Source organism: Sphaerisporangium siamense (genome assembly GCF_014205275.1).
Lineage (GTDB): Bacteria > Actinomycetota > Actinomycetes > Streptosporangiales > Streptosporangiaceae > Sphaerisporangium > Sphaerisporangium siamense.
Window position 1 is genome coordinate 5507974 of record NZ_JACHND010000001.1, and the last position, 24012, is coordinate 5531985.

A 24012-nucleotide genomic window follows, 5' to 3' on the forward strand; every position below is an offset into this window, starting at 1 on the left:
TTCGCAATTTCGGTACTCCTAGCTTCAAGGGGTGTGTCAGGTCCATGAACCTCAAATCCAAGGCGTCGGCGGTGGTGGCCACCGCGGGCCTCGCCCTGGTGGTGGCCGCCTGCGGTGGTGGCGGCGGCGGTGCCAAGAGCGGCTCCAGCGGCGGCGGTGACGCGGCTCCCTCCAGCAAGTTCAACGCCGGAGTCGAGCAGATCGTGAACCCCTCGGAGAAGACGGGCGGCACGCTCCGCATGGGCATGCCGGGCGACTTCGACTCCGTCGACCCGGGCGACATGTACTACGGCTACGCGTGGAACTTCGCGCGTCTCTACAGCCGCGCGCTCACCATGTTCAAGCCGGTGCCGGGACAGGAGGGCCTCCAGCTCGTCCCCGACCTCGCCGAAGAGCTCGGCAAGCCGAGCGACGGCGGCAAGACCTGGACGTACAAGCTCCGCGCGGGCGTGAAGTTCGAGGACGGCACCCCGATCACGTCCAAGGACGTGAAGTACGCCGTCGCCCGCTCCCTCGACAAGGACATCCTCCCGAGCGGCCCCACCTACTTCAACGACTGGATCGACGCCGGCGACTACAAGGGCCCGTACAAGGACAAGGGCAAGATCGACGGCTGGAAGGGCATCGAGACCCCCGACGACCGGACCATCGTCTTCCACCTGAAGAAGGCGTACGGCGGTTTCGACTACTTCGCGATGCTCCCGCAGACGGCTCCCGTGCCGGCGGCCAAGGACACCGGCTCCAAGTACAAGGAGCACCCGGTCGCCAGCGGCCCCTACATGTTCAAGTCGCACGAGCTGGGCAAGCGGATCGAACTGGTCAAGAACACCAACTGGGACCCGGCCAGCGACCCCAACCGCAAGCAGCTCAACGACTCCATCGAGGTGCTGCTGGGCCAGAACGAGGACGACCTCGACCAGCGCCTGCTCTCCGGCAAGATCGACGTCAAGGTGAACAGCACCGGCGTCGGCGCCAACGCGCGCAAGAGCGTCCTGACCGACGACAAGCGCAAGCAGTACTCCGACTCCGCGCCGATCGCGCGCACCTGGTTCACCAACATCAACGGTGACGTGCCGCCGTTCGACAACGTCCACTGCCGCAAGGCCGTGATGTACGCCGCGGACCGCTCGGCCATCCAGGGCGTCTACGGCGGCCCCGACGCCGGTGGCGACGTCGCCCTCAGCCTCATGCCGTCCACGATGACCGGTTACAAGAAGATCGACCCCTACGGCGTCGAGGCCCACCCCACCGGTGACATCGACAAGGCCAAGCAGGAACTGACGGCCTGCGGCCAGCCCAACGGCTTCAGCACCAGCATCTCCTTCCGCAACGAGCGGGCCGCCGAGAAGCAGACCGCCGAGGCGCTGCAGCAGTCGCTCGGCAAGATCGGCATCAAGCTGGAGCTCAAGGGTTACCCCCAGGGCGACTACTTCAAGCTGTACGCCGGCAAGCCCGAATTCGCCACGAAGAACAACCTGGGCCTCATGGTCTACGGCTGGGGCGCCGACTACCCCGAGGGCTTCGGCTTCTTCCAGCAGATCGTCGACAGCCGGGTCATCCGTCCCGCGGGCAACACCAACCTCACGGTGAAGGACCCGGAGATCGACAAGCTCATCGACCAGGCGGCCGGCGAGACCGACGCGGCCAAGCGCAACGACGTCTGGGCGCAGGTCGACGCGAAGGTCATGGACGACGCGTTCATCCTTCCGTACGTGTGGGCGCACGGCCTGTTCTACCGGCCGCCCACGCTGAAGAACGTCTTCGTCAGCCAGAACTGGGGCACCTACGAGTACCTCACGCTGAGCACCCAGTAAACCGGTCCGGGAGAACCCCGGGAACGCTCGTCGAAAGCAGGTGAAGGCTTCGGCGGCCGGGTCCCACCGGACCCGGCCGCCATGGCCGAGATCAGTGGTCACATACATCGTCAGACGGTTGATAGCGGCCGTCATGCTGCTCTTCGTGGTGAGCATCGCGACGTTCGCCATCTTCTTTCTCGTGCCTCGGCTCGCGGGGATGTCTGCTGACGACCTCGCTTCCCGGTACGTGGGCAAGGCGGCCAACGCCCAGGTCATCCACGACACGGCCATCAGGCTGGGCTTCTACGACCCGCTGGCCGTGCAGTACGGGCGGTTCGTGAAGGGCATCTTCGTGGGGATCGAGAGGAACTACGGCCCCGGTGTGGAGCACTGCCCCGCCCCCTGCTTCGGCTACTCCTACGTCACCCAGAACCCCGTGCTGCCGGACCTGCTCGACCGCATCCCGATCACGCTCTCGCTGGCCCTCGGGGCCGCGGTCGTCTGGGTGGTGTTCGGCGTGGCGACGGGAGTGGTGTCGGCCCTCCGGCGCGGCAGCTTCTTCGACCGCCTGTCCATGGGCATCGCGCTGGCCGGGGTCTCGCTGCCCATCTTCTTCACCGGCATCGTCTCCCTGGCGATCTTCCGCGACCAGCTCGGGCTGGTGGGCGACGTCGCCGACTGGGTGCCGTTCTCCGAATCGCCGGCCATCTGGGCGCAGAACCTCATCCTGCCGTGGGTGACGCTCGCGTTCCTGTACGCCGCCGGTTATGCGCGGCTCACCAGGGCGGGCATGCTGGAGACCATGTCGGAGGACTACATCCGCACGGCCCGGGCGAAGGGGCTTCCCGAGCGGGTCGTGGTGGTCAAGCACGGTCTGCGCGCCACCCTGACCCCCGTGCTCACCATGTTCGGCCTCGACCTCGGCCTGCTGCTCGGCGGCGCCGTGCTCACCGAGAGCACCTTCTCGCTGCCCGGCATGGGCAAGTACGCCGTGGACGCCATCAGCAACAACGACCTTCCCCAGGTGATGGGGGTGACGCTGCTCGCCGCCGCGTTCATCATCGTGGCCAACCTAGTAGTCGACCTGCTCTACGCGGTCGTGGACCCGAGGGTGAGGCTTGCGTGACAGGGACCGCGTTTCTCGACGTCGAGAACCTGAGCATCCACTTCCCGACCGACGACGGCCTGGTCAAGTCCGTGGACGGGCTGTCCTTCAAGCTGGAGCGCGGGAAGACCCTCGGCATCGTCGGGGAGTCCGGCTCGGGCAAGAGCGTGACGAGCCTCGGCATCCTCGGCCTGCACAAGGGCGGGCGCGCGAAGATCTCGGGCGAGATCTGGCTGGACGGCGAGGAGCTCGTCGCCGCCTCCCCCGAGCACGTGCGCACGCTGCGCGGCAAGAAGATGGCGATGATCTTCCAGGATCCGCTGTCGGCCATGCACCCCTACTACACGGTCGGCGCGCAGATCATCGAGGCGTACCGCATCCACCACAAGGTGAGCAAGGCCGTCGCGCGCAAGCACGCCATCGACATGCTCGGCCGCGTCGGCATCCCGCAGCCGGACCGGCGCGTGGACAGCTATCCGCACGAGTTCTCCGGCGGCATGCGCCAGCGGGCGATGATCGCCATGGCGCTGTCGTGCGACCCCGAACTGCTGATCGCCGACGAGCCGACGACCGCGCTGGACGTCACCGTGCAGGCCCAGATCCTGGACCTCATGCGCGACCTGCAGCAGGAGTTCAACTCCGCGCTGATAATCATCACCCACGACCTCGGCGTCGTGGCCGAGCTGTCGGACGACATCCTGGTGATGTACGCCGGCAAGTGCATCGAGTACGGCGCGGCCGAGGACATCTTCGAGCGGCCCGAGCACCCCTACACCTGGGGGCTGCTGGGCTCGATGCCCCGGCTCGACCGCGAGCGCGCCGACCGCCTGCTCCCGATCAAGGGCACTCCGCCCTCCCTGATCAACGTGCCGTCCGGCTGCGCCTTCCACCCCCGCTGCGCGTTCGAGCCGCGCACCGGCGGCCGAGGGAAGACCGAGGTGCCCCAGCTCCTGGAGACCGAGGGAGGCCACCTGGTGCGCTGCCACATGTCGCGCGAGGAACGCCGCGCCGCCTGGGAGAACGAGATCAAGCCGACCCTGGAGTCCGTGTGAGCCGCCCGTCGGAGCCCCTGCTGTCCGTGCGGGGCCTGGAGAAGCACTTCCCGATCACCAAGGGCCTGGTCAAGCGTCAGGTCGGCGCGGTCAAGGCGGTGGACGGCCTGGACTTCCAGGTCCGCAAGGGCGAGACGCTCGGCCTGGTGGGGGAGTCGGGCTGCGGCAAGACCACCACCGGGCGCCTGATCACCCGGCTGCTGGAGCCCACCGGCGGCGAGATCGTCTTCGAGGGGCGCGACATCACCCACATGTCGCAGGGCGGGCTGCGCCCGCTGCGCCGCGACATGCAGATGATCTTCCAGGACCCCTACAGCTCGCTCAACCCGCGCCACACCGTCGGCGCCATCGTGGGCGCGCCGTTCCGCATCCAGGGCGTGAAGCCCCAGAACGGCGTCAAGAAGGCCGTCCAGGACATCCTCGAACTGGTCGGCCTCAACCCCGAGCACTACAACCGCTACCCGCACGAGTTCTCCGGCGGCCAGCGGCAGCGCATCGGCATCGCCCGCACGCTGGCGCTCAAGCCCAAGCTCATCATCGCCGACGAGCCGGTGTCGGCACTGGACGTCTCCATCCAGGCCCAGGTCGTCAACCTGCTGGAGGACCTGCAGAACGAGCTCGAACTGACCTACGTCGTCATCGCCCACGACCTGTCGGTCGTCCGGCACATCAGCGACCGGGTCGCGGTCATGTACCTCGGCAAGATCGTCGAGATCGGCGCCAGCAAGAGCCTGTACGAGGCGCCGATGCACCCGTACACCAACGCCCTGCTGTCGGCCGTGCCGGTGCCCGACGTCAAGCTGCGGGGCGGGCGCGAGCGCATCCGCCTTCAGGGGGACGTGCCGAGCCCGCTCAACCCGCCGCCCGCGTGCCGCTTCCACACCCGCTGCTGGAAGGCGCAGGAGATCTGCAGGACCCAGGAGCCGCCGCTCGTCGAGCGGGCCGCCGACCACCAGGTCGCCTGCCACTTCCCGGAGAACGTCCCCGCCGAGGCCGTGCCCGGCGACGCGGGGGCGCAGGTGCCCGCCTGACACGCCGTGCCGGGCCGCACGTGCCCGGCACGTGCCCCGGGACGGTCAGGGGATCGTGCCCGGGGTGATCAGGCCGGTCTCGTAGGCCAGCACCACGGCCTGCACCCGGTCGCGCAGCGCCAGCTTGGTCAGCACGTTGCCGACGTGCGTCTTCACGGTCGTCTCGCTGACGACCAGCTCGGCGGCGATCTCGGCGTTGGACATGCCCCTGGCGATCAGGCGCAGCACCTCCAGCTCGCGCTCGGTGAGCCGGTTGACGCGCGCCGGCGTGGCCTGCTGCTGGGCCGAGGGCAGGCGGGTGGCGAACTTGTCCAGCAGGCGCCGGGTCACGCTCGGCGCCACGATCGCGTCTCCGGCCGCCACGACCCGGATCGCCTGCACCAGCTCGTCGGGCGGGACGTCCTTGAGCAGGAAGCCGCTCGCGCCCGCCCGCAGGGCCTCCACGATGTACTCGTCCAGGTCGAAGGTGGTCAGCACCAGGACGCGGGGCACGTGGGCGCCGGGGGCGGCGTCGCGCACGATGCGCCGGGTCGCGTCGATGCCGTCCACGCCCGGCATGCGGATGTCCATCAGCACCACGTCGGGCAGCAGCGCCCGCGACTGGTCCTGGGCGGTGGCCCCGTTGCCGGCCTCGCCCACCACCGTGATGTCCGGCTCGGCCTCCAGGATCAGGCGGAAGCCCGTGCGCAGAAGGGGCTGGTCGTCGACCAGCAGCACGCGGATCGTCATGTGTCAGTCCTTGAGGGGGAATCGGGCCCGTACCTCGAATCCGCCCCCCTGTCGTGGGCCGATCCGCAGAACTCCACCATAAAGGGCGACGCGCTCGCGTATGCCGACCAATCCGTGCCCGGGACGGTCGCCCGGGCCGCGCTGCGGGGTCTCCACGCCGCCGTGCCCGTCGTCCTCGACGTGGACCAGGAGCTCCCCCTCCTCGTGCCGCACGGTGACCCACGCCCGGGCCGCCGGGCCCGCGTGGCGCAGGCTGTTGGTCAGGGCCTCCTGGACGAGGCGGTAGGCGGCCAGGTCGATGCCGGGGGGGATCACCGGCCGTTCGCCCTCGATCCAGAGCTGGGCGCGCAGCCCGGCCTCGCGCATCTGGTCCACCAGGCCGGGCAGGTCCACCATGCCCGGCTGCGGGGCCAGCTCGCCGCTCTCGCCGTCGGTGCGCAGCACGCCGACGATGCCGCGCATCTCGCGCATCGCGGTCCTGCCCAGCTCCTCGATGGCCACCAGCGCCTCCCTGGCGGCCTCCGGGCGGGTCTCCAGCACCTTGCGGGCCGCGGCGGCCTGGACGGTCATCACGCTCACGTGGTGGGCCACCACGTCGTGCAGCTCGCGGGCGATGCGCGAGCGCTCCTCGGCGCGCGCGGCCCGGGTGTCGGCCTCCCTGGCCCGCTCCAGGCGCTCGGCGCGGTCGACCAGCTCGGCGAAGTAGGCGCGGCGCAGCCGCACGGACCTGCCGCCCACCCAGACCGTCATCGTCACCACCACGACGATCGTGTGCTGCGTCCACCCGCCGGCGTCGAAGGCGATCACGGCGCTCACGGCGTAGCCGGCGAGCGTGACGGCCGCCGCGACCATGCTGAGGGCCAGCCCGCGGTAGGCGGCGACGGTGTAGAGCAGGATCAGCGTGACCAGGCCGACGAGCCCGCCCTCGTACCGCAGCACCGCCAGCGCGATCTGGGGGAGCTGGGCCAGGCACAGCAGGACGAACGGCCACCGCCTGCGCAGCGCCGTCAGCAGGCAGGTGCCGATGACCAGGACGGCGGCGGCGACGTTGAAGGTGTACGCCGGGGGCCGCCCCGAAGCGGAGTCCTGGCCGGAGGCCAGCCCGGCGAAGGCGAGCGAGACCGCCGCCAGCAGGACCGCGAGGACCGAGTCGCCGAAAAGGGGATGGCTTCTGAGCCAGGCTCGCGGACTTGCGGGGGTGGTGCGCACCCTCTCAATTTAGGACGACTTCCCGGCAGGCCACCCCTCTGAGGTCGGATATCCCCCTCATCCCGCGGAAGGATCCGCCGGGGACCCTCGCGGCCGGCGCGAGGTCTTCCCCACGGGTCTCAGCGGACGTGGCGGCCTGGGTGGTCTCGGCCGTCGTGACTCCGCGCGTTCTCGGCGCTCTGCGCGGGTGCGGCGGGCAGGCAGAGCAGGAAGGCGACGCCGGAGCCCCCGGAGTCCTCGTTCTTCCCTTCGCCGGGCCGGCCGCGCACCCACAGCGTCCCCTCGTGGGCGAGGGCACGGGCCAGGGCCAGCGCGAGACCGGCGCCCTCGCTCTGCGGCAGCCCGGCGGCGTCCAGCCGGGCGAACCGCCGGAACGGGCCCCGCGGGTCCGGCCCGCCGCCGACGGTCAGCCGGGCGGTGACGCCGTCGCGGGACGCCTCGACGCGGACGACGCCGTCGTGGCGCGCCGCGAGGTCCAGCAGGATGCCGACGACCTGCGCGAGCCGGGGGCGCACGGCGTCCACCAGGATCCCCGCCGTGCCCGACACCCGCACCCCGGCTCGGCGGGCGGCCTGCTCCCCGGCCAGCGTGAGCAGGTCGGTGGGTTCGGGGGCGGCCGGCTCGCCGGGGCGGGGGTCGTCGAGCGCGGCCAGGTCGCTGATGATCGCCTCCAGGCGGTCCACGCCGGCCAGCGCGCGGGCGGCGAGGTCGCCCGGGTCGGTCTCGCCGGGGTGCAGCCGCGCCTCCTCCAGTTCGGCGCGGATCGCGGCCACCGACGTCCGCAGCGCATGCGCGACGTCGGCGTCGAACCGGTGCCCCTCCTCGGCCGCCGCCCTGGGCCCCTTCTCGGCCGCCGCCTCGGCGGCGGGGACGGGCCACCGGGCGGAGGCACGCCGTCCGAAAGGCCCGCCCGCCGCCGCGGGCCGCATGTCCTCCGCCGCGCAGGGGCACCCCCACGGCGTGGTCACGGACATGTTTCCGGGCACGGCTCCCGGCGCGCGGAGCGGCCGCGCGTGGGCGGGGTCGCACCGCCCGCGCGTGCGGGTGATCTGCTCCATCAGGGCCTCGCCTCCTGGTCGCCGGCGGCCGGCGCCGTCGCGCCCGGCCGGTCCCTCTTTCAGGGAAACACGGGAGAACGAGGCTGGAGCGGCCCCCAACTGGCCCCTGCTGGACAGGGACCACCAGGGCCACCCTCCAGCCTTGACAAAAGGGACATACTGGGCATATGGCCTCCGTGGAAAGGGAGGAAGGCGCGCTCGGCGGGTTCCTGCGGTCCCGCCGCGCCCGGCTCTGCCCCAAGGATGTCGGCATCGACGCCGACCCGGGCAGGCGCCGGGTCCCCGGCCTGCGCCGCGAGGAGCTAGCCCGCCTCGCCGGCGTCAGCGTCGAGTACTACACCCGCCTGGAACAGGGCCGCAGCCGCAACGCCTCCCACGAGGTGCTCGACGCGATCGCGGACGCGCTGCGCCTCGGCGAGACCGAGCGCGCGTACATGCGTCACCTGTCCTGCCCGGCGCGCGCCCGGCGCCCCGGACGCCCGGCCCCGCCGCAGCGGGTGCCCCCCACCGCCGTCAGGCTCCTGGAGGTGCTGGAGGCCGCCGGTGCTCCTGCCACCGTCATGGGCCGCCGCACCGACATCCTGGCCGCCAACCGGCTCACCCGGGCACTGATCGCCGACTTCGACCGCGTCCCGGCCCGCGACCGCAACGTGGCCAGGTTCGTCTTCCTGGACCCGCGTGCCCCCGGCCTGTACGGCGACTGGTGGGGCGTGGCCCGGCACGTCGCCGCGCTCCTGCACTTCGACGCCGGACGCCACCCGGAGGACCCGCTGACGCGGGCGCTGGTCCGCGAGCTGCTGGACAGGAGCGAGGACTTCCGCCGGGCGTGGGCCGCCCACGACGTCCACGAGCGGGTGTGCGGCGTCATGAGCTACCGCAATCGGATCGTGGGCGACATCCAGCTCACCTACCAGGCGCTCTCGCTGCCCGAGGACCCCGACCAGCGCATCTTCGTCTACACCGCCGAGCCGGGCTCCCCCTCCGAGGCGGCCATGCGCGCGCTCGCCAAGTGGGTGGAGGACGGCGGGCTCACCGGCGGCGCCCCGGACTGACGCGGCGCGGGCTCACGGCCCGCCGGTCGCCGAGCGGTACGGGGCTCAGAGCTCGCCGGGGAGCGGCGCGGCGTTCACAGCTCGTCGGTCGCCGAGCGGCGCGAACCCCGGATCGTGTCGCCGGGACGGCGATCCGGCACTGGCGGGGGAGTGCCGCCCCACTCCGGGCAGAGGGCCTGGTAATCACACCAGTCGCAGAGCCGGCTGCGCCGCGCGCGCCACTCGCGGGTGGTGAGCGCGCGCTCGATGGCCTCCCACAGGGCCTGCACCTTGCGCTCGGTGGCCAGCAGGTCGGCCTCGTCGGGCGCGTAGCGCAGCACCTCGCCGTTGCCGAGGTACATGAGCTGGAGCACGCGGGGCACCGTGCCGCGCAGCCGCCACAGCACCAGCGCGTAGAACTTCATCTGGAACAGGGCCTTGGCCTCGAAGTCGGGGCCGGGCGCGCTGCCGGTCTTGTAGTCGACGACGCGCAGGTCGCCGGTGGGGGCGACGTCGAGCCTGTCGATGTAGCCGCGCAGCATGAGCCCGCTGTCGAGCACGGCCTCCACGTACAGCTCCCGCTGGGCCGGCTCCAGCAGCCGTGGGTCCTCCAGGGCGAAGTAGCGCTCCAGCATCTGGCGGGCCTGCGCCAGCCACCGGTCGCGCTCGGCCTCGTCGCCGAACAGCGCCGAATACTCAGGGGTCCGGCCGAGCAGGCGCGCCCACTGCGGGTCCAGCAGGGCCTGCGCCGCGGCGACCGTGCGCTCGGCCGCCGGCAGGTCGTACAGGCGTTCCAGCACGGCGTGCACGAGCGTGCCGCGCACGGCGGCGGGGGAGGGCCGCTCGGGGAGCTGGTCGATCACCCGGAAGCGGTAGAGCAGCGGACATGTCATGAAGTCGCCCGCCCGCGAGGGAGACAGGCTGCCGATGACCGCGGGCGGCTCCGTGATGCTCATGGAGGGAACTGTAGGTCAGCCCGCCGACACTTCGGGCGCGGGCGGCCCACATGATCGGCCTACGGCCTCCGGGAGGCGCGTAGCATCAAGGCACAAGGAGGGAAGACGACGAACATGAGCACCCAGACCCCGCAACGGCCCGAGTCGCCGGGGCTGCGCATGGGGCGCCCCTTCGGCATCCCCGTCTACGTCTCGCCGACCTGGCTGATCGTCGCGGCGTTCATCACTTACACTTTCCAGCCCCAGGTCGCCGACGGCCTGCCCGGCAGGGGCGCCGTCGTCACCTACCTCGTGGCCTTCGTGTTCGCCGTCTTCCTGTACCTCTCGGTGCTGCTGCACGAGCTGGCGCACTGCGTCGTGGCCCGCTACTTCGGCCTGCCGGTGCGCCGCATCACGCTCTACCTGCTCGGCGGCGTCTCCGAGATCGAGCGCGAACCCGAGACCCCGACGCGCGAGTTCCTGGTCGCCTTCGCCGGCCCGCTGCTGTCCCTCGGGCTGGCCGGGGTGGGCTTCGTCGTGAGCGAGTTCATCCCCCAGGGCACCATCCCCCACGTCCTGGTGTTCCAGCTCTGGGTCTCCAACCTGATCGTCGGCGTCTTCAACCTGCTGCCCGGCCTCCCGCTGGACGGCGGCCGCATGCTCCGCGCCGGTGTGTGGAAGATCACTCGCAACTCGGGCACGGGCACCATCGCCGCCGCCTGGTTCGGCCGGGCCCTCGCCGTGGCGCTGGTCGCGGTGCCGGTGCTGTCCTCGCTGGTGACCGGTCAGGAGCCCCCGGGCCTGTGGCTGATGCTCTGGTCGGTGCTGCTGGCCTCGTTCATCTGGATCGGCGCATCCCAGGCGCTGCGCGTGGCCAAGGTCCGCGCCCGCCTGCCGCGGGTCCAGGCCCGCGCGCTGGCCCGCCGGGCGATCGCGGTCACCGCCGAGGTGCCGCTGGCCGAGGCCATGCGCAGGGCCACTCAGGCCGAGGCCGGGGCCATGGTCGTCGTCGACCACGACGGGCACCCGATCGCCATCGTCAACGAGTCGGCGGTCGCGGCCACGCCCGAGCAGCGCCGCCCCTGGGTGACGGTCGGCTCGCTGGCGCGCAGCCTGGAGCCCTCGCTGGTGCTGCCGGCCGACCTGGCGGGGGAGTCCCTGCTCGACGCCATGCGCGGCGCGCCCTCCGGCGAGTACCTGCTGGTGGAGCGCGGCGGCGACGTCTACGGCGTGCTGGTGACCGCCGACGTGAACCGCGTCTTCTCCGGCGTCTGACCTGACACCCGACCCGCGGCCGGCCGGTTTGGTTCGCCGCCCCAGGTGCAGGAAGGAATTCTGCGGTGGTTTTTGCTACGGTCCGGTGCCATTGGATATGTGTTCTGCCTCGTCCCGCCCGTCGCGCCCCGGACGCACGCTCGTCCCGGCGACGGCCGGCGGCCGACGGTCTGACGCGGGTGCCGTTCGTCCGGTCGTGAAGTCCGGGGAGGAGAGTTTCTGTGACGGAGCAAGGCGTGGGGGTGGTGCGTCCGCTCCCCGGCGACGGGCTGATCGCCCACATGGGCGGCCTGCTGCTGGTGTGCGACGCGGCCGACGCCGTCGCCGAGGAGCTGGTGACGGCGCTGCGGGACACCGCGGCGGCGGGAGGTGACGGCCGCGCGCTCGCCCGGCGCGTCGCCCAGGTCCTCGCGCGCGCGATGACGGCCGAGCCGGTCGCCTGCGCGGTCGCCGGGCGCGCGGGCGGCGGCATCGCGGTGCTGGTCAGCGGCGACGCCCAGGCGTCCATCACCGGGCCGGGCACCGACGTCCGCCTGGACGGCAAGGACGCCCTCACCTGGACCGACCGCCTGGTCACCACGCAGGTGAGCACGGTGGAACTGCGGCTGCCGGGCGCGGGCCGCCCGATCAGGCAGGCCCGGCTGGACGCCGGCGTGGTCCCCGGCGGCGGCCTGGTCTCCGACCTCGCCGAGGCGGACGGCGGGCTTCCCGCGCCGCGCCCCGAGCCCTCGTCCCGCCCGGCGGCCCACGACCCGCTCCCCGCCGCCGAGCCCGCGCGTCCCGAGCCGGCGCCCGCCGCGTTCGGCGTCGAGGCGCCGCCGCCGATCTCCTCCCCGCCCGCCGTGAGCGCGCCCCCGCCGCCCGCCGACGTGCCCGGCCCGCTCCGCGAGTACGAGCAGCCGTCCGTCCCCGCAGGCCCCGAGCCGGCCCGGCAGGCCCCCGGCGGCGGCCATACCGGAGCGCAGGAGTTCGACCCGTTCCCTCCCGCCGGTCCTCCCGCGGGCGAGCCCGACCACGCCTCAGGGCCGCTCCTGGAGCCCACCGAGATGGGGCCCACGCCCGAGCCGCCGAGCCGTCCCATGGTGTACGGGGTGGACTGCCAGAACGACCACTTCAACGACCCGCGGGTGCCCTACTGCGCGGTGTGCGGGGTGGCCCTGGTGCAGCGCAACCTCGTGCCCTACAAGGGGGAGCGGCCCTCGCTCGGGGTGCTCGCCCTCGACGACGGCATGACGCTGGCCCTCGACGCCGACCACCTGCTCGGCCGCGACCCCGAGCGCGCGCCCGAGGTCACCTCCGGCGAGGCGCGCCCGGCCCGGGTGACCAGCCCCGACGGCTCGGTCTCCCGCCGCCACCTGCGGGTGCGGCTGGACGGCTGGGACGTCAACCTGGTGGATCTCGGGTCGGTCAACGGCACCCAGGTGCAGCCGCCGGGGGACCCGAACTTCTACGACATCCCGCCGAACGAGCCGGTGCCGATCCTGCCGGGCACGACCGTGCGCATCGGCGTCTCGCGCACCATGCGCTACGACGGGCACCGGCAGGGCTGACCCGCCGTGCCTCCCCGCCCCGGGCGCCTACCGGCCGGCCGGCGGGGAGGCGCCGCGCGGTCCCTGGGCGGCGCGGCCGATCACGGCCGCCAGTTCCTCCTCGGTGAGCACGCGCGGCTCGCCGATCGCCTTGGCCTGTACGTAGACCGCGCACAGCCACTCCAGCAGCCGCGCACCCTCCAGGGCGCGGTGGAGGTCGGCGCCGACGGCCACGGCCCCGTGGTTCTGCATCAGGGCCGCCTGCCTGCCCTCCAGCGCCGCGCGGACGTGGGCGGCCAGCTCGGGGGTGCCGTAGGTCGCGTAGGGGGCCACGCGGACGGTGCCGCCGAGCAGCAGGGTGTTGTAGTGGATCGGCGGCAGCTCGCGCAGCGTCGTGGAGACCACCACCGCGTAGGTGGAGTGGGTGTGCACGATCGCCGCCGTGCCCGTGCTCTCGTAGATCGCCAGGTGCATGGGCACCTCGGAGGACGGGTCGCGCGCCCCCTCCACCACCTCGCCGGACAGGTCGAGCACCGGGCAGTCCCCGGGCGTGAGCGCGTCCAGGGCCACCCCGCCGGGCGTGACCGCGACCAGGTCGCCGCGCCGCACGCTGACGTTGCCGGAGGTGCCGAGCACCAGGCCGTCCCCGACCATGCGCCGGCCGGTCTCGCACAGCAGCGCGCGCTCCTCCGCCAGCCTCACGACGCCCCGCCGAGGCGGTCCAGCTCGGCGCTCATCAGCCGCCGCAGGGTCTCGGGGGAGAGGCGGTCGGGGTAGAGGAGCCGGTGGAGGCTGAGCCCGTCCACCAGCGCGAGCAGCCGCTCGGCGGCGTCGTCCAGATCCTGTCCCGGGGCGATCTCCCCGGCCCCGGCGGCGGCGTCGAGCAGGGCGCGCACCAGGTGGCGCAGCTCGGCGGCCTCCTCGCGCTGGACCTCCCGCAGCGTCCCCTCGGTCAGGCTCCTGCTCCAGAAGCCGACCTCCAGCGCGGTCTCGCGGGCCCGCTCCTCGTCCAGCGGCAGGTTGTCCAGCAGCAGCTCGCGCAGGGCCGCCATGCCGGTGAGCCCGGCCAGCTTGGCGCGCAGCCGCTCCACGATGCGGCGGTGCGAGGAGCGCAGCGCCGACAGCAGGATGTCGTCCTTGTCGGCGAAGTAGTGGGTGAGCACGCCGTTGGAGTAGCCCGCCTCCTTGGCGATGGCGCGGGTGGTGGCCGCGTCGATCCCCTCGCGCAGGATGACCCGGCGGGCGGCGTCCACCACCTCCTCGCGGCGCGCGTCGTGATCGACGATCTTCGGCATCCTCTTCTCCTCGATCCGGCTTGACATTTTAGTCGGACGCCCGTCTATCATCCCGGAATCCGCATCCAAGAAGGTACCGACATGACCGTCCTCACGCTCGGTGTCCACATCGTCGACGTGCTCGCCAGACCCGTGGAGTCCATCCCGCGCGGGCAGGACACCCACCTGCTGGATCAGATCCGCGTCACCGCCGCCGGGGCCGCGGCGGGCACGGCGGTCGCCCTGGCCGAGCTCGGCGTGCCGGTCGCCTCGGCGGGCGCGGTCGGCGGGGACGACCTCGGCGACCTGCTCCTGATGATCATGTCGAGGCACGGCGTCGACGTGGGCGGCGTGGTCCGCAAGCCGGGGGAGCAGACCGCCGCCTCGATCCTGCCGATCCGCCCGGACGGAGGCCGCCCCTCCTTCCACGTCCCCGGCGCCAACCTCGCCTACTCCCTGGCCGACCTGGACCCCGGCGCGCTCGCCCGCGCCCGGGTGATCCACCTCGGCGGCGTGGACGTGACCTTCGGCCTGCAGGACCCCGCGTTCCTCGCGCTGCTCGCCTCCGCCCGCGAGGCCGGCGCGGTGGTCACCATGGACCTGCTGTCCAACATGCCCGATCTCATGCCCGGCGCCCGCGCCTTCCTGCCGTACGTCGACTACTTCCTGCCCAACGAGGAGCAGGCGCTGCTGATCAGCGGCGCCTCCGGCGTGGAGGAGGCCGCCCGGCTGCTGCTGGACGACGGCCCCGCCGGGGTGCTGGTCACGCGCGGCGCCGAGGGCAGCCTGGTCGCCACCTTCGACGGCCTCGTGCGCGTGCCCGCCCTCCCCGTGCCCGTCGTGGACACCACCGGCTGCGGCGACGCCTACTGCGCGGGCTTCATCGCCGGCCTGCTGGAGGGCCGGGACGTCACCGCCGCCGCCCATCTCGGCGCCGCCGTGGCCGCCCGCGTCGCCGGAGGGCTCGGCTCGGACGCCGGGCTGGACGGGGTGACGGTCCGCGACCTCACCGAGCGCGTCCTTCCCGGTATCGAAGGGATCTGACATGTCACACACCACCTCCGGACGGGACGCGTCCCTGCGCGAGCGGGCAGCCAAGGTCGTCCCCGGCGGCATGTACGGCCACCTCAACGCCGCGATCTTCACCACGGCCTACCCGCAGTTCTTCGCCAGGGGCGAGGGCTGCCGCCAGTGGGACGCCGACGGGCGCGAGTACGTCGACCTCATGTGCAGCTGGGGCCCGGTGATCCTCGGCCACCGGCACCCGGCCGTCGAGGAGGCCGCCGCCGCCCAGCGCGCCCAGGGCGACTGCCTCAACGGGCCGGGCCCGGTCATGGTCGAGCTGGCCGAGCTCATGGTGGACACCATCCCCTCGGCCGACTGGGTCATGTTCTCCAAGAACGGCACCGACGCCACCACCCAGGCCCTCATGGTCGCCCGCGCCGCCACCGGCCGCGACAAGGTGCTCGTCGCGCACGGCGCCTACCACGGCGCCGACCCCTGGTGCACGCCGAGCACGGCGGGCACCACCGCCGCCGAGCGCGCCGACCTCGTCGAGTACCCCTACAACGACCTGGCGGGCGCCGAGGCCGCCGCCGGGTACGCCGACGGCGAGGTGGCCGCCATCATCGCCACCCCGTTCAAGCACGACTCCTTCGAGGATCAGGAGCCCGTGGACCCCGCCTTCGCCCGCGGCCTGCGCGCCCTCGCCGACCGGATCGGCGCCGCCCTGGTCCTCGACGACGTCCGCGCCGGGTTCCGGCTGGACCCGCGCGGCTCCTGGGAGCCGCTCGGCGTGCGCCCCGACCTGACGGCCTGGAGCAAGGCCATGGGCAACGGGTACGCCATCGCCGCCGTCACCGGCGCCGACGCCCTGCGCGGCGCCGCCCAGACGCTCTACTCCACCGGCTCGTTCTGGTTCTCGGCGGTGCCGATGGCCGCCGCCAAGGCGACGATCGAGACACTCCGCGACATCGGCGGCGTCGCGCTCATGGAACGCGCGGGCGCCCGCCTGCGCGAGGGCCTGGCCGCGCAGGCGGCTTCGCACGGCTTCACGGTGCGCCAGACCGGCCCTGTGCAGATCCCCTGGCTGTCCTTCGAGGGCGACGCGACCCTGGAGAAGGGGATGCACTGGGCCTCCGCCTGCCTGGAGGAGGGCGTCTACCTGCACCCGTGGCACAACTGGTTCCTGTCGGCCGCGCACACCGACGCCGACATCGACCGCGCCCTGGCCGGCACCGACGCCGCCTTCGCCAAGCTGCGGGCGAGGTACGGCGCCGACTGAGCGCCCCCGGGCCCGCTCGGGCCCGTGGCGTCAGCCGCGCAGCCGCACCCACTGGACGTCGTCGTGGCGTCCGCCGCCGGGGGCGGGCAGCAGCTCCTTGATCAGGGCCTCCCGGGTGAACCCCGCGCGCTCCAGCACCCGCTGGGAGGCGGTGTTGTGCACGGCCGTGCCGGCCACCAGGCGGTGCAGCGGCGTGGCCGCGTACGCCCAGTCGGCCAGCAGGCGCACCGCCCGCGTCATGAACCCCCGGCCGCGGAACCGGTTGTGCAGGCCGTAGCCGATCATGCCCTGTGCCAGGGGCGGCACGATGTTCATGAGCTGGATGTGCCCCGCGAACGCGCCCGAGGCGGCGTCCCTGACGCTCAGCTCGGCCCGCTCGCCCGCCACCAGGTGGCGGTGTACCGGCAGCGGTGCTCGGTGTGCTCGCGCGGCGGGGGCTCGGGCGGCACGCTGTGAACGTAGGAGTCGGGCTCGGCGGCCATCTCCTGGTAGGCGTCCACGTCGTCCATGGTCAGCGGTGCCAGCCGCACGACGCCGTCGGTCAACTCGCCGCCGGGCAGATCCGGCAGGTAGGAGCGCTGCGGCTCGCCGGGGTCGCCGGCCAGCCGGGCGAAGGCCACCAGGTCGGCGTACCGGCCGTCCCTGAGCGGCGAGGCGTCCTTCAGGAGCCCCTCGTGCCGGAACCCCGCCGCCATCGCCACCCGCTGGCTCGCCGGGTTCTCCACCTCGGCGAAGATCGACACGCGGTGGAGGCCCTGGGCGAACGCCCACTCGGCCAGCGCCCGCACCGCCGCCGACGCCACGCCCCGCCCGCGCGCCCACGGGGCGACCAGGTAGCCGATCTCGGCGCCGCGGGAGTCCGGCGGCTTCAGCGAGCAGTCGCCGAGCCAGGCGCCGCTCGCCGCGTCGGCGATGGCGAACGAGGCGCCGCCGCCGCTCCAGAAGCCCGGCGCCGTCTCGGTGATGTGGGCCGGCGCGTCCTCCCGGGTGTACGGCGCGGGGATCCGGGGTCTGAACCGCACGATCAGGGGGTCGGCGCAGGCGCGGACGCGGGCCTCGGCGTCCTCGGGGACCGGCTCGCGGAGTACGATCGGCCCTGCGGGGATGGTGGCGCGGGGGAGCATGCCCCAGTGCTACCAGTACCGGGCGCGAAGGTCGAACGGCTTTCCCGCCGGTTCCGGTCCCCCTATCCGGGTTCGCCGGGCTTCACCGGCGGGCCGTGGTCGCATATAGCCTTACGGGCATGGGTTTTCGCAGGCACGGGCCGTTCCAGCCCGGCGATCAGGTTCAGCTCACCGATCCCAAGGACAAGCGGCATACGGTGACGCTGCGTGAGGGTGCTCAGTTCCACACGCACAAGGGTTCGATCCCTCATGACGACCTGATCGGCATGCCCGAGGGCTCGGTGGTCCGCTCCTCCGGCGGCACCTCCTACCTGGCCTTCCGTCACCTGCTGCAGGACTACACCGTCTCCATGCCGCGCGGCGCGGCCGTCATCTACCCCAAGGACTGCGGCCAGATCGTCGCCATGGCGGACGTCTTCCCCGGCGCCCGGGTGGTAGAGGCCGGCGTCGGGTCGGGCGCGCTCACCTGCTTCCTGCTCAGGGCGGTGGGCGAGTCCGGCAGCGTCACCTCCTACGAGCGCCGCCAGGACTTCGCCGACATCGCGCGCAAGAACGTCGAGAAGTTCTACGGCGGCCCCATGGAGCAGTGGCGGCTGGTGGTGGGCGATCTGGTGGCCTCGCTGGACGAGACCGACGTCGACCGCGTGATCCTGGACATGCTCGCCCCCTGGGAATGCGTGGACGCGGCGGCCAAGGCACTGACGCCCGGGGGCGTGATCTGCTGTTATGTGGCCACGACCACCCAGCTTTCGCGCACCGTCGAAACCCTGCGCGATCACGGAAGTTTCACCGAGCCGCATTCGTGGGAAACCTTGGTCCGCGACTGGCATGTCGAGGGGCTCGCGGTCCGGCCCGACCACCGCATGGTGGGGCACACGGGCTTTCTCATCACGGCTCGTCGCATGGCGGACGGCGTCACGCCCCCGCCGAGGCGCCGCCGCCCCGCCAAGGGCGCGTATGGGGAGGAGACGGCCATATGACCTCTGGCATCGGCGTGTGGCGATTCGGTAAACAATCATGGTTGGGGTCGGCGCTTGGGAACAGAACCGATTGAGTAGCTGCTTACTAGCAATGAGCCGCTAATAGGGCCCTAAACGCTGAACACTGGATGTAATGACACGAACACTCCCCGGCCAGGTTACGGATGCCCCCGAGATAGGTAGGGTCTTGAGTAGTCGCCCTCGACTGGGAAGGAGGTGACTGTGGCAGCTCGCGAGGACGCTGAGGCCAGAGCCGCCCAGCGCGAACGGGAGGTCGCCGACCTCACAACTCAGGTCTCCTTCCTCCAGGAGGAGATCACCGCGTTGCGCCGGAAGCTGGCCGAGTCCCCCCGGCAAGCCAGGGTCCTGGAGGAACGTCTCCATGAGGTGCAGGCCAATCTCGCGGCCGTCACCGGTCAGAACGAAAGGCTGGTGGCCACCCTCAAAGAGGCCAGAGACCAGATCGTCGCCCTGAAGGAGGAGGTCGACCGGCTGGCGCAGCCGCCGTCCGGGTTCGGCGTCTTCCTGGAGGCCCGTGAGGACGGCACCGTGGAGGTGTTCACCGGCGGGCGCAAGCTCCGGGTGAACCTCAGCCCCGCGGTCGACGTCACGTCTCTCAAGCGCGGCCAGGAGGTCATGCTCAACGAGGCGCTCAACGTCGTCGAGGCCCTCGGCTACGAGACGGTCGGCGAGATCGTCATGCTGAAGGAGCTCCTCGAGGACGGGCAGCGCGCGCTCGTCATCTCGCACGCCGACGAGGAGCGCGTCGTGCGCCTGGCCGAGTCCCTGCTCGACCAGCCCATCCGCGCCGGCGACTCCCTCCTGCTCGAACCCCGCTCGGGCCACGTCTACGAGCGCATCCCCAAGTCCGAGGTCGAAGAGCTGGTGCTGGAGGAGGTCCCCGACATCTCCTACGAGGAGATCGGCGGCCTCTCGCGGCAGATCGAGCAGATCAGGGACGCCATCGAGCTGCCCTACCTGCACGCCGACCTGTTCCGCGAGCACCACCTGCGTCCCCCCAAGGGCGTGCTGCTCTACGGCCCCCCCGGCTGCGGCAAGACCCTCATCGCCAAGGCGGTCGCCAACTCCCTGGCCAAGCAGGTCGCCGAGAAGACCGGGCAGTCCGGCAAGAGCTTCTTCCTCAACATCAAGGGCCCCGAGCTCCTCAACAAGTACGTCGGCGAGACCGAGCGGCACATCCGCCTGGTCTTCCAGCGGGCCCGCGAGAAGGCCTCCGAGGGCACCCCCGTGATCGTGTTCTTCGACGAGATGGACTCGATCTTCCGCACCCGGGGCTCCGGCGTCTCCTCCGACGTCGAGAACACCATCGTCCCCCAGCTCCTGTCCGAGATCGACGGCGTCGAGGGCCTGGAGAACGTCATCGTCATCGGCGCCTCCAACCGCGAGGACATGATCGATCCCGCGATCCTGCGGCCGGGCCGCCTGGACGTGAAGATCAAGATCGAGCGGCCGGACGCCGAGGCGGCCAAGGACATCTTCTCGAAGTACATCACCACGGGCCTGCCCCTCCACGCCGACGACGTGACCGAGCACAGCGGCTCGCGCGAGGCCACCGTCGGCGGCATGATCCAGCGGGTCGTGGAGCGCATGTACACCGAGAGCGAGGAGAACCGCTTCCTCGAGGTGACCTACGCCAACGGTGACAAGGAGGTCCTGTACTTCAAGGACTTCAACTCCGGTGCCATGATCCAGAACATCGTGGACCGGGGCAAGAAGATGGCCATCAAGGCCTTCCTGGAGACCGGGCAGAAGGGTCTGCGCATCGCCCACCTCATGGCCGCCTGCGTGGACGAGTTCAGCGAGAACGAGGATCTCCCCAACACCACCAACCCCGACGACTGGGCCCGCATCTCCGGCAAGAAGGGCGAGCGGATCGTCTACATCCGCACGCTCGTCTCCGGCAAACAGGGCACCGAGGCCGGACGGTCCATCGACACGGTCGCCAACACCGGCCAGTACCTCTGATTGAGACCGGAAATGCGACGGCGTGGTTCCCCGGCGGGCCGCGCCGTCGCCGTTTACGGAGAGGTCGCGACGTGGGGCGCGCGGGCGGCGGACCGGGCGGTCCCCCCGGCCGCGCGACGGTCTAGGCTCGTGGTTACGGGTCGCGCGACAGCGGCGGTCCGGGTGCGAGGGAGCACAGACGAAGGGCTGGCAGCGTGACGGTACGGCGGGTGATGGGCATCGAGACCGAGTACGGCATTTCCGTACCCGGTCAGCCGGGCGCGAACGCGATGGTGACCTCCTCACAGGTGGTCAACGCCTACCTGGCGGCCTCGGCCGCGCGGGCGCGGCGCGCCCGATGGGACTTCGAGGAGGAGAATCCGCTTCGCGACGCCCGGGGCTTCGACCTGGCCCGCGAGATCGCCGACCCCACCCAGCTCACCGACGAGGATCTCGGGCTCGCCAACGTCATCCTGACCAACGGCGCGCGGCTGTACGTCGACCACGCCCACCCCGAATACTCCACCCCCGAGTGCACCAACCCCCGCGCGGCGGTCATCTGGGACAAGGCGGGCGAGCGGGTCATGCACGACGCCGCGGTCCGCGCGTCCGCCATGCCGGGGAACGCCCCCATCCAGCTCTACAAGAACAACACCGACAACAAGGGCGCGTCCTACGGCTGCCACGAGAACTACCTCATGCGCCGGGCCACGCCCTTCGCCGACATCGTCAGGCACCTGACGCCGTTCTTCGTCTCCCGCCAGGTCGTGTGCGGGGCCGGCCGCGTCGGCATCGGGCAGGACTCCCGGGGCGACGGCTTCCAGATCAGCCAGCGCGCCGACTTCTTCGAGGTCGAGGTCGGCCTGGAGACCACGCTCAAGCGTCCCATCATCAACACCCGCGACGAGCCGCACGCCGACCCCGAGAAGTACCGCCGGCTGCACGTCATCATCGGCGACGCCAACATGTCGGAGATCTCCACCTATCTCAAGCTGGGGTCCACCGCGCTGGTGCTCGCCATGATCGAGGACGGCTTCCTCACCGGCGACCTGTCGGTCGAGAGCCCCGTGGCCGCGCTGCGCGCCGTCTCCCACGACCCCACCTGCAAGCACGAGGTCACTTTGCGCGACGGCCGCAGGATGACCGCCGTGCAGCTCCAGATGGAGTACCTGGAGCAGGCCCGCAAGTACGTCGAGGACCGTTTCGGCTCCGCCGTGGACGACATGACCAAGGACGTGCTGAACCGCTGGGAGTCGGTGCTCACCCGCCTCGCCGAGGACCCCATGCAGCTCTCCCGCGAGCTGGACTGGGTGGCCAAGCTGGAGCTGCTGGAGGGCTACCGCACCCGCGACGGCCTCGCCTGGGGCCACCCGCGCCTGCAGCTCGTGGACCTGCAGTACAGCGACATCCGCCCCGACCGCGGCCTGTACAACCGCCTGGTCGCCCGCGACCGCATGCAGCGCCTGGTCACCGAGGAGGACGTCCAGCGCGCGATCGAGCTGCCGCCGAGCGACACCCGCGCCTACTTCCGCGGCCGGTGCCTGCGGCAGTACAGCGAGTCGGTCGCCGCCGCCTCCTGGGACTCGGTCATCTTCGACATCCCCGGCCGCGAGTCGCTGCAGCGCGTGCCGACCTTGGAGCCGCTGCGCGGCACCAAGGCCCACGTCGGCGAGCTGCTCGACCGCTGCCGTACCGCCGCCGAGCTGGTCGCCGCCCTCACGGGATCTACATCGTAAAGGCGCCCGGCGGGAACAGGCCGCTGCCGGTGAGGCGCATCGGCGGCACCGCGATGCCCTCCTTGCGCAGGATGTCCGACAGCAGCACGGCGGCCTGGTCGCTGGTGAGCCGCTCGGCCGGGTCCGCGTGCAGCAGGCCCTCCAGCAGGCCGCGCAGGGCCCCGGCGCGGTGGGAGGGCCGTGCCTCGTCCGGGGTGTCGGTCAGGATGTCGCCGCCGGTGACGGGCGGCCTGCCCTCCACCGAGAAGTAGAGCGTCGCCCCGAACGACCACAGGTCGGCCGCCTGGGTGGCCGGGTGGCCGCGCATGCGCTCGGGGGCGATGTACCCGGGGGAGCCGACGATCGGCATCGTGTTGTGGTGGGTCGGCTCGCCCTGCAGCACCGCGATCCCGAAGTCGCTGAGCACCACCCGCTCCCCGGTGAGCAGGACGTTGCCGGGCTTGATGTCCCGGTGCAGCACCCCGGCCGCGTGGGCGTGACGCAGGCCGCTGAGCAGGTGGAAGCCGATCCAGGCGGTCCAGTGGACGGGCAGGCGCCCGAGGTGCCAGGCCGTGGCCTGGAGGGTCAGCGCCTCCACCAGCTCCATGACGATCCAGAGCCGGCCGTCCTCCTCCAGCAGGTCGTGCACGGTGACGATCGCGGGATGGCTGAGCCGGGCGGCCGACCGCGCCTCCCGCAACGCGTGCCGCCTGGCCGTCCGGACGTCGAACTCCTCGTCCTGCCGGGCGGGGCGCAGCTCCTTGATCGCGACGTCGCGGGCGAGCCGGCGGTCGTGCGCCCGCCAGACGATGCCCATGCCCCCCTGTCCCAGCGGCGAGATCAGCCGGTATCGATCTCCGAGCAGCTGCGCGTGGTCCGCTCTCATGTCACCCGTTCACTCGGCGTCCTGCTCTGCCCCATAGCCGCTCCATTTTTCCGTCTGGAGGGGGATGGTCACTCGCGGATCACCGGTAAATGCCGAAAGGGTCAGATAACGATCTGATCTACAGGAGACCGAATCCCAAGATCAGCGTACCCGCCGCGAGGCCGGCCCCGCCGAGGCCGGTGAGCCAGATCAGCTTGTTGGGCTTGGTGTCGGACGGCCGCACGACCGACAGGAAGAAGCCGAGCGGCATGAGGATCGGGGCCGCGACGATCAGCCAGCGCACGAGCGTCTTGAGGCCGTCGCCGAAGCCGGTGTGGTCGACGTAGAGCATCGCCACCAGGGCGAGGATCACCAGGACGCCCGCGTGGGCGTGTCCCGCGCGCCACAGCCCGCGGCGCACCGGGTTGTCGAGGTAGCCGGGGGTGCGCCGGCCGATGAACGTCAGCAGGGAGGCGCCGCCGATCGCGACGGCCGTGACGGTGATGAGCACCACTCCTGCGGTGGTGAGGGATGCCGGGGACATCGTTGCTCCTCCTGAGGGGATGGCGGGGTCGCCCGCCCGGACGCCGGGCGCCCGTTGGACAGTGCCCCTATCTAACCATTGGATAGGGGCACTGTCTAGTTGGCTGAATTGAGCGCAATTATGCGGATTTGCCGGGCCCAGTACCGGGGAGGCTGTCAGACAGAACGGCCTCCTCCAGCCGGTCACGCGCAGATCAACGGACGATCCGCGCGAATTGTCGTCCGGTTCGGGGAAGATATGAGTCAGATGCGTCCCCCAAGCGGAGGTACCACATGGCGACGAAGGACACCGGCGGCCAGAAGCACACGAGTCGGCAGGAGTCCGAGGTCGAGGAGACCGAGGCCCAGTCGTCTTCCGACGTTCAGGAGCGTCAGGAGAAGCTCACCGACGACGTCGACGCGATCCTCGACGAGATCGACGAGGTCCTTGAGGAGAACGCCGAAGAGTTCGTGCGCAGCTACGTGCAGAAGGGTGGCCAGTAGGCCCGCGCGGCGGGCGTCCGGTGAGCGTG

Annotated in this window: 23 protein-coding genes; 13 read left to right on the forward strand and 10 right to left on the reverse strand. The window is 71.8% G+C overall.

Annotated elements, in window-relative coordinates; translation table 11 throughout:
• Positions 1-44 precede the first annotated feature (44 nt).
• The 4 genes from BJ982_RS25330 to BJ982_RS25345 all read left to right on the forward strand — a co-directional run bounded on the left by BJ982_RS25330 (position 45) and on the right by BJ982_RS25345 (position 4984).
• Positions 45-1814, forward strand: coding sequence for an ABC transporter substrate-binding protein (locus tag BJ982_RS25330; RefSeq protein WP_184884035.1), 1770 nt, complete (start codon positions 45-47; stop codon positions 1812-1814).
• A 94-nt stretch (positions 1815-1908) separates the two neighbouring features.
• A complete protein-coding gene (locus BJ982_RS25335) occupies positions 1909-2922 on the forward strand; it encodes an ABC transporter permease (RefSeq protein WP_184884037.1) in 1014 nt (337 codons plus the stop codon).
• Positions 2919-3953: an ABC transporter ATP-binding protein gene (locus tag BJ982_RS25340; protein ID WP_184884039.1), complete on the forward strand. Its 1035-nt coding sequence runs from the start codon at positions 2919-2921 to the stop codon at positions 3951-3953. Before BJ982_RS25335 ends, BJ982_RS25340 begins: the two co-directional genes overlap by 4 nt.
• On the forward strand, positions 3950-4984 hold the full coding sequence (locus BJ982_RS25345) for an ABC transporter ATP-binding protein (protein WP_184884040.1): 1035 nt from the start codon (positions 3950-3952) through the stop codon (positions 4982-4984). The genes BJ982_RS25340 and BJ982_RS25345 overlap by 4 nt, the downstream gene beginning before the upstream one ends.
• Before the next feature lie 45 nt (positions 4985-5029).
• Here the strand turns inward: BJ982_RS25345 and BJ982_RS25350 are convergent, their stop codons facing one another.
• From BJ982_RS25350 to BJ982_RS25360, 3 genes are all read right to left on the reverse strand, one after another.
• Positions 5030-5713: a response regulator gene (locus tag BJ982_RS25350; RefSeq protein ID WP_184884042.1), complete on the reverse strand. Its 684-nt coding sequence runs from the start codon at positions 5711-5713 to the stop codon at positions 5030-5032.
• 3 nt (positions 5714-5716) lie between these two features.
• Positions 5717-6922, reverse strand: coding sequence for a sensor histidine kinase (locus BJ982_RS25355; RefSeq protein WP_184884044.1), 1206 nt, complete (start codon positions 6920-6922; stop codon positions 5717-5719).
• A 119-nt stretch (positions 6923-7041) separates the two neighbouring features.
• Entirely contained in the window at positions 7042-7980 is a 939-nt protein-coding gene (locus tag BJ982_RS25360; RefSeq protein ID WP_184884046.1) for an ATP-binding protein, read from the reverse strand.
• A gap of 167 nt (positions 7981-8147) precedes the next feature.
• Here BJ982_RS25360 and BJ982_RS25365 point away from each other — a divergent pair, with 167 nt between their 5' ends.
• Entirely contained in the window at positions 8148-9032 is an 885-nt protein-coding gene (locus BJ982_RS25365) for a helix-turn-helix domain-containing protein (protein WP_184884049.1), read from the forward strand.
• Between the two features lie 74 nt (positions 9033-9106).
• On the opposite strand, the gene BJ982_RS25370 is transcribed toward BJ982_RS25365, so the two are convergent.
• Entirely contained in the window at positions 9107-9967 is an 861-nt protein-coding gene (locus BJ982_RS25370) for a RecB family exonuclease (RefSeq protein WP_184884051.1), read from the reverse strand.
• A gap of 114 nt (positions 9968-10081) precedes the next feature.
• On the opposite strand from BJ982_RS25370, the gene BJ982_RS25375 reads away from it, so the two are divergent.
• Positions 10082-11221: a site-2 protease family protein gene (locus BJ982_RS25375; RefSeq protein WP_239122597.1), complete on the forward strand. Its 1140-nt coding sequence runs from the start codon at positions 10082-10084 to the stop codon at positions 11219-11221.
• A 221-nt stretch (positions 11222-11442) separates the two neighbouring features.
• The gene (locus BJ982_RS25380) at positions 11443-12771 is read left to right on the forward strand and encodes an FHA domain-containing protein (RefSeq protein ID WP_184884053.1); all 1329 of its coding nucleotides are present in this window, start codon (positions 11443-11445) and stop codon (positions 12769-12771) included.
• 27 nt (positions 12772-12798) lie between these two features.
• Here the strand turns inward: BJ982_RS25380 and BJ982_RS25385 are convergent, their stop codons facing one another.
• A complete protein-coding gene (locus BJ982_RS25385) occupies positions 12799-13452 on the reverse strand; it encodes a class II aldolase/adducin family protein (protein ID WP_184884055.1) in 654 nt (217 codons plus the stop codon).
• The gene (locus tag BJ982_RS25390; protein WP_184884057.1) at positions 13449-14045 is read right to left on the reverse strand and encodes a TetR/AcrR family transcriptional regulator; all 597 of its coding nucleotides are present in this window, start codon (positions 14043-14045) and stop codon (positions 13449-13451) included. The genes BJ982_RS25385 and BJ982_RS25390 overlap by 4 nt, the downstream gene beginning before the upstream one ends.
• A gap of 81 nt (positions 14046-14126) precedes the next feature.
• On the opposite strand from BJ982_RS25390, the gene BJ982_RS25395 reads away from it, so the two are divergent.
• Positions 14127-15068, forward strand: coding sequence for a carbohydrate kinase family protein (locus tag BJ982_RS25395; protein ID WP_184884059.1), 942 nt, complete (start codon positions 14127-14129; stop codon positions 15066-15068).
• Between the two features lies 1 nt (position 15069).
• Entirely contained in the window at positions 15070-16308 is a 1239-nt protein-coding gene (locus BJ982_RS25400) for an aminotransferase class III-fold pyridoxal phosphate-dependent enzyme (protein WP_184884061.1), read from the forward strand.
• Positions 16309-16338: 30 nt separating this feature from the next.
• On the opposite strand, the gene BJ982_RS39630 is transcribed toward BJ982_RS25400, so the two are convergent.
• A complete protein-coding gene (locus tag BJ982_RS39630) occupies positions 16339-16695 on the reverse strand; it encodes a GNAT family N-acetyltransferase (protein WP_239122598.1) in 357 nt (118 codons plus the stop codon).
• On the reverse strand, positions 16671-17432 hold the full coding sequence (locus BJ982_RS25405; protein WP_203958784.1) for a GNAT family N-acetyltransferase: 762 nt from the start codon (positions 17430-17432) through the stop codon (positions 16671-16673). Before BJ982_RS25405 ends, BJ982_RS39630 begins: the two co-directional genes overlap by 25 nt.
• Before the next feature lie 119 nt (positions 17433-17551).
• On the opposite strand from BJ982_RS25405, the gene BJ982_RS25410 reads away from it, so the two are divergent.
• The 3 genes from BJ982_RS25410 to dop all read left to right on the forward strand — a co-directional run bounded on the left by BJ982_RS25410 (position 17552) and on the right by dop (position 22113).
• Positions 17552-18412 carry a tRNA (adenine-N1)-methyltransferase gene (locus BJ982_RS25410; RefSeq protein ID WP_184884063.1) on the forward strand — a complete coding sequence of 287 codons (861 nt, stop codon included), beginning with the start codon at positions 17552-17554 and terminating at the stop codon, positions 18410-18412.
• A 222-nt stretch (positions 18413-18634) separates the two neighbouring features.
• Positions 18635-20398 (forward strand): proteasome ATPase, encoded by a 1764-nt coding sequence (arc, locus tag BJ982_RS25415; protein WP_184884065.1) that lies wholly within the window; start codon positions 18635-18637, stop codon positions 20396-20398.
• A 194-nt stretch (positions 20399-20592) separates the two neighbouring features.
• Positions 20593-22113: a depupylase/deamidase Dop gene (dop, locus tag BJ982_RS25420; protein WP_373869581.1), complete on the forward strand. Its 1521-nt coding sequence runs from the start codon at positions 20593-20595 to the stop codon at positions 22111-22113.
• Here dop and BJ982_RS25425 read toward each other — a convergent pair.
• Both BJ982_RS25425 and BJ982_RS25430 read right to left on the reverse strand, forming a co-directional pair.
• Positions 22103-22978: a serine/threonine-protein kinase gene (locus tag BJ982_RS25425; RefSeq protein ID WP_184617493.1), complete on the reverse strand. Its 876-nt coding sequence runs from the start codon at positions 22976-22978 to the stop codon at positions 22103-22105. The two genes, dop and BJ982_RS25425, sit on opposite strands and share 11 nt — an antisense overlap.
• A 118-nt stretch (positions 22979-23096) precedes the next feature.
• Complete coding sequence (locus tag BJ982_RS25430) at positions 23097-23501, reverse strand: hypothetical protein (protein WP_184884067.1); 405 nt, start codon at positions 23499-23501, stop codon at positions 23097-23099.
• Between the two features lie 272 nt (positions 23502-23773).
• Between BJ982_RS25430 and BJ982_RS25435 the strand changes: the two genes are divergently transcribed.
• Positions 23774-23983 carry a ubiquitin-like protein Pup gene (locus tag BJ982_RS25435; protein ID WP_184884069.1) on the forward strand — a complete coding sequence of 70 codons (210 nt, stop codon included), beginning with the start codon at positions 23774-23776 and terminating at the stop codon, positions 23981-23983.
• Positions 23984-24012 lie beyond the last annotated feature (29 nt).

Bases quoted from the DNA above. Each gene is read 5' to 3' on its own strand.
- BJ982_RS25330 (WP_184884035.1), top strand. From the start codon at position 45: ATGAACCTCAAATCCAAGGCGTCGGCGGTGGTGGCCACCGCGGGCCTC.
- BJ982_RS25350 (WP_184884042.1), bottom strand. From the start codon at position 5,713: ATGACGATCCGCGTGCTGCTGGTCGACGACCAGCCCCTTCTGCGCACG.
- BJ982_RS25360 (WP_184884046.1), bottom strand. From the start codon at position 7,980: ATGGAGCAGATCACCCGCACGCGCGGGCGGTGCGACCCCGCCCACGCG.
- BJ982_RS25365 (WP_184884049.1), top strand. From the start codon at position 8,148: ATGGCCTCCGTGGAAAGGGAGGAAGGCGCGCTCGGCGGGTTCCTGCGG.
- BJ982_RS25370 (WP_184884051.1), bottom strand. From the start codon at position 9,967: ATGAGCATCACGGAGCCGCCCGCGGTCATCGGCAGCCTGTCTCCCTCG.
- BJ982_RS25375 (WP_239122597.1), top strand. From the start codon at position 10,082: ATGAGCACCCAGACCCCGCAACGGCCCGAGTCGCCGGGGCTGCGCATG.
- BJ982_RS25390 (WP_184884057.1), bottom strand. From the start codon at position 14,045: ATGCCGAAGATCGTCGATCACGACGCGCGCCGCGAGGAGGTGGTGGAC.
- BJ982_RS25395 (WP_184884059.1), top strand. From the start codon at position 14,127: ATGACCGTCCTCACGCTCGGTGTCCACATCGTCGACGTGCTCGCCAGA.
- BJ982_RS25400 (WP_184884061.1), top strand. From the start codon at position 15,070: ATGTCACACACCACCTCCGGACGGGACGCGTCCCTGCGCGAGCGGGCA.
- BJ982_RS25405 (WP_203958784.1), bottom strand. From the start codon at position 17,432: ATGCTCCCCCGCGCCACCATCCCCGCAGGGCCGATCGTACTCCGCGAG.
- BJ982_RS25410 (WP_184884063.1), top strand. From the start codon at position 17,552: ATGGGTTTTCGCAGGCACGGGCCGTTCCAGCCCGGCGATCAGGTTCAG.
- BJ982_RS25425 (WP_184617493.1), bottom strand. From the start codon at position 22,978: ATGAGAGCGGACCACGCGCAGCTGCTCGGAGATCGATACCGGCTGATC.
- BJ982_RS25430 (WP_184884067.1), bottom strand. From the start codon at position 23,501: ATGTCCCCGGCATCCCTCACCACCGCAGGAGTGGTGCTCATCACCGTC.
- BJ982_RS25435 (WP_184884069.1), top strand. From the start codon at position 23,774: ATGGCGACGAAGGACACCGGCGGCCAGAAGCACACGAGTCGGCAGGAG.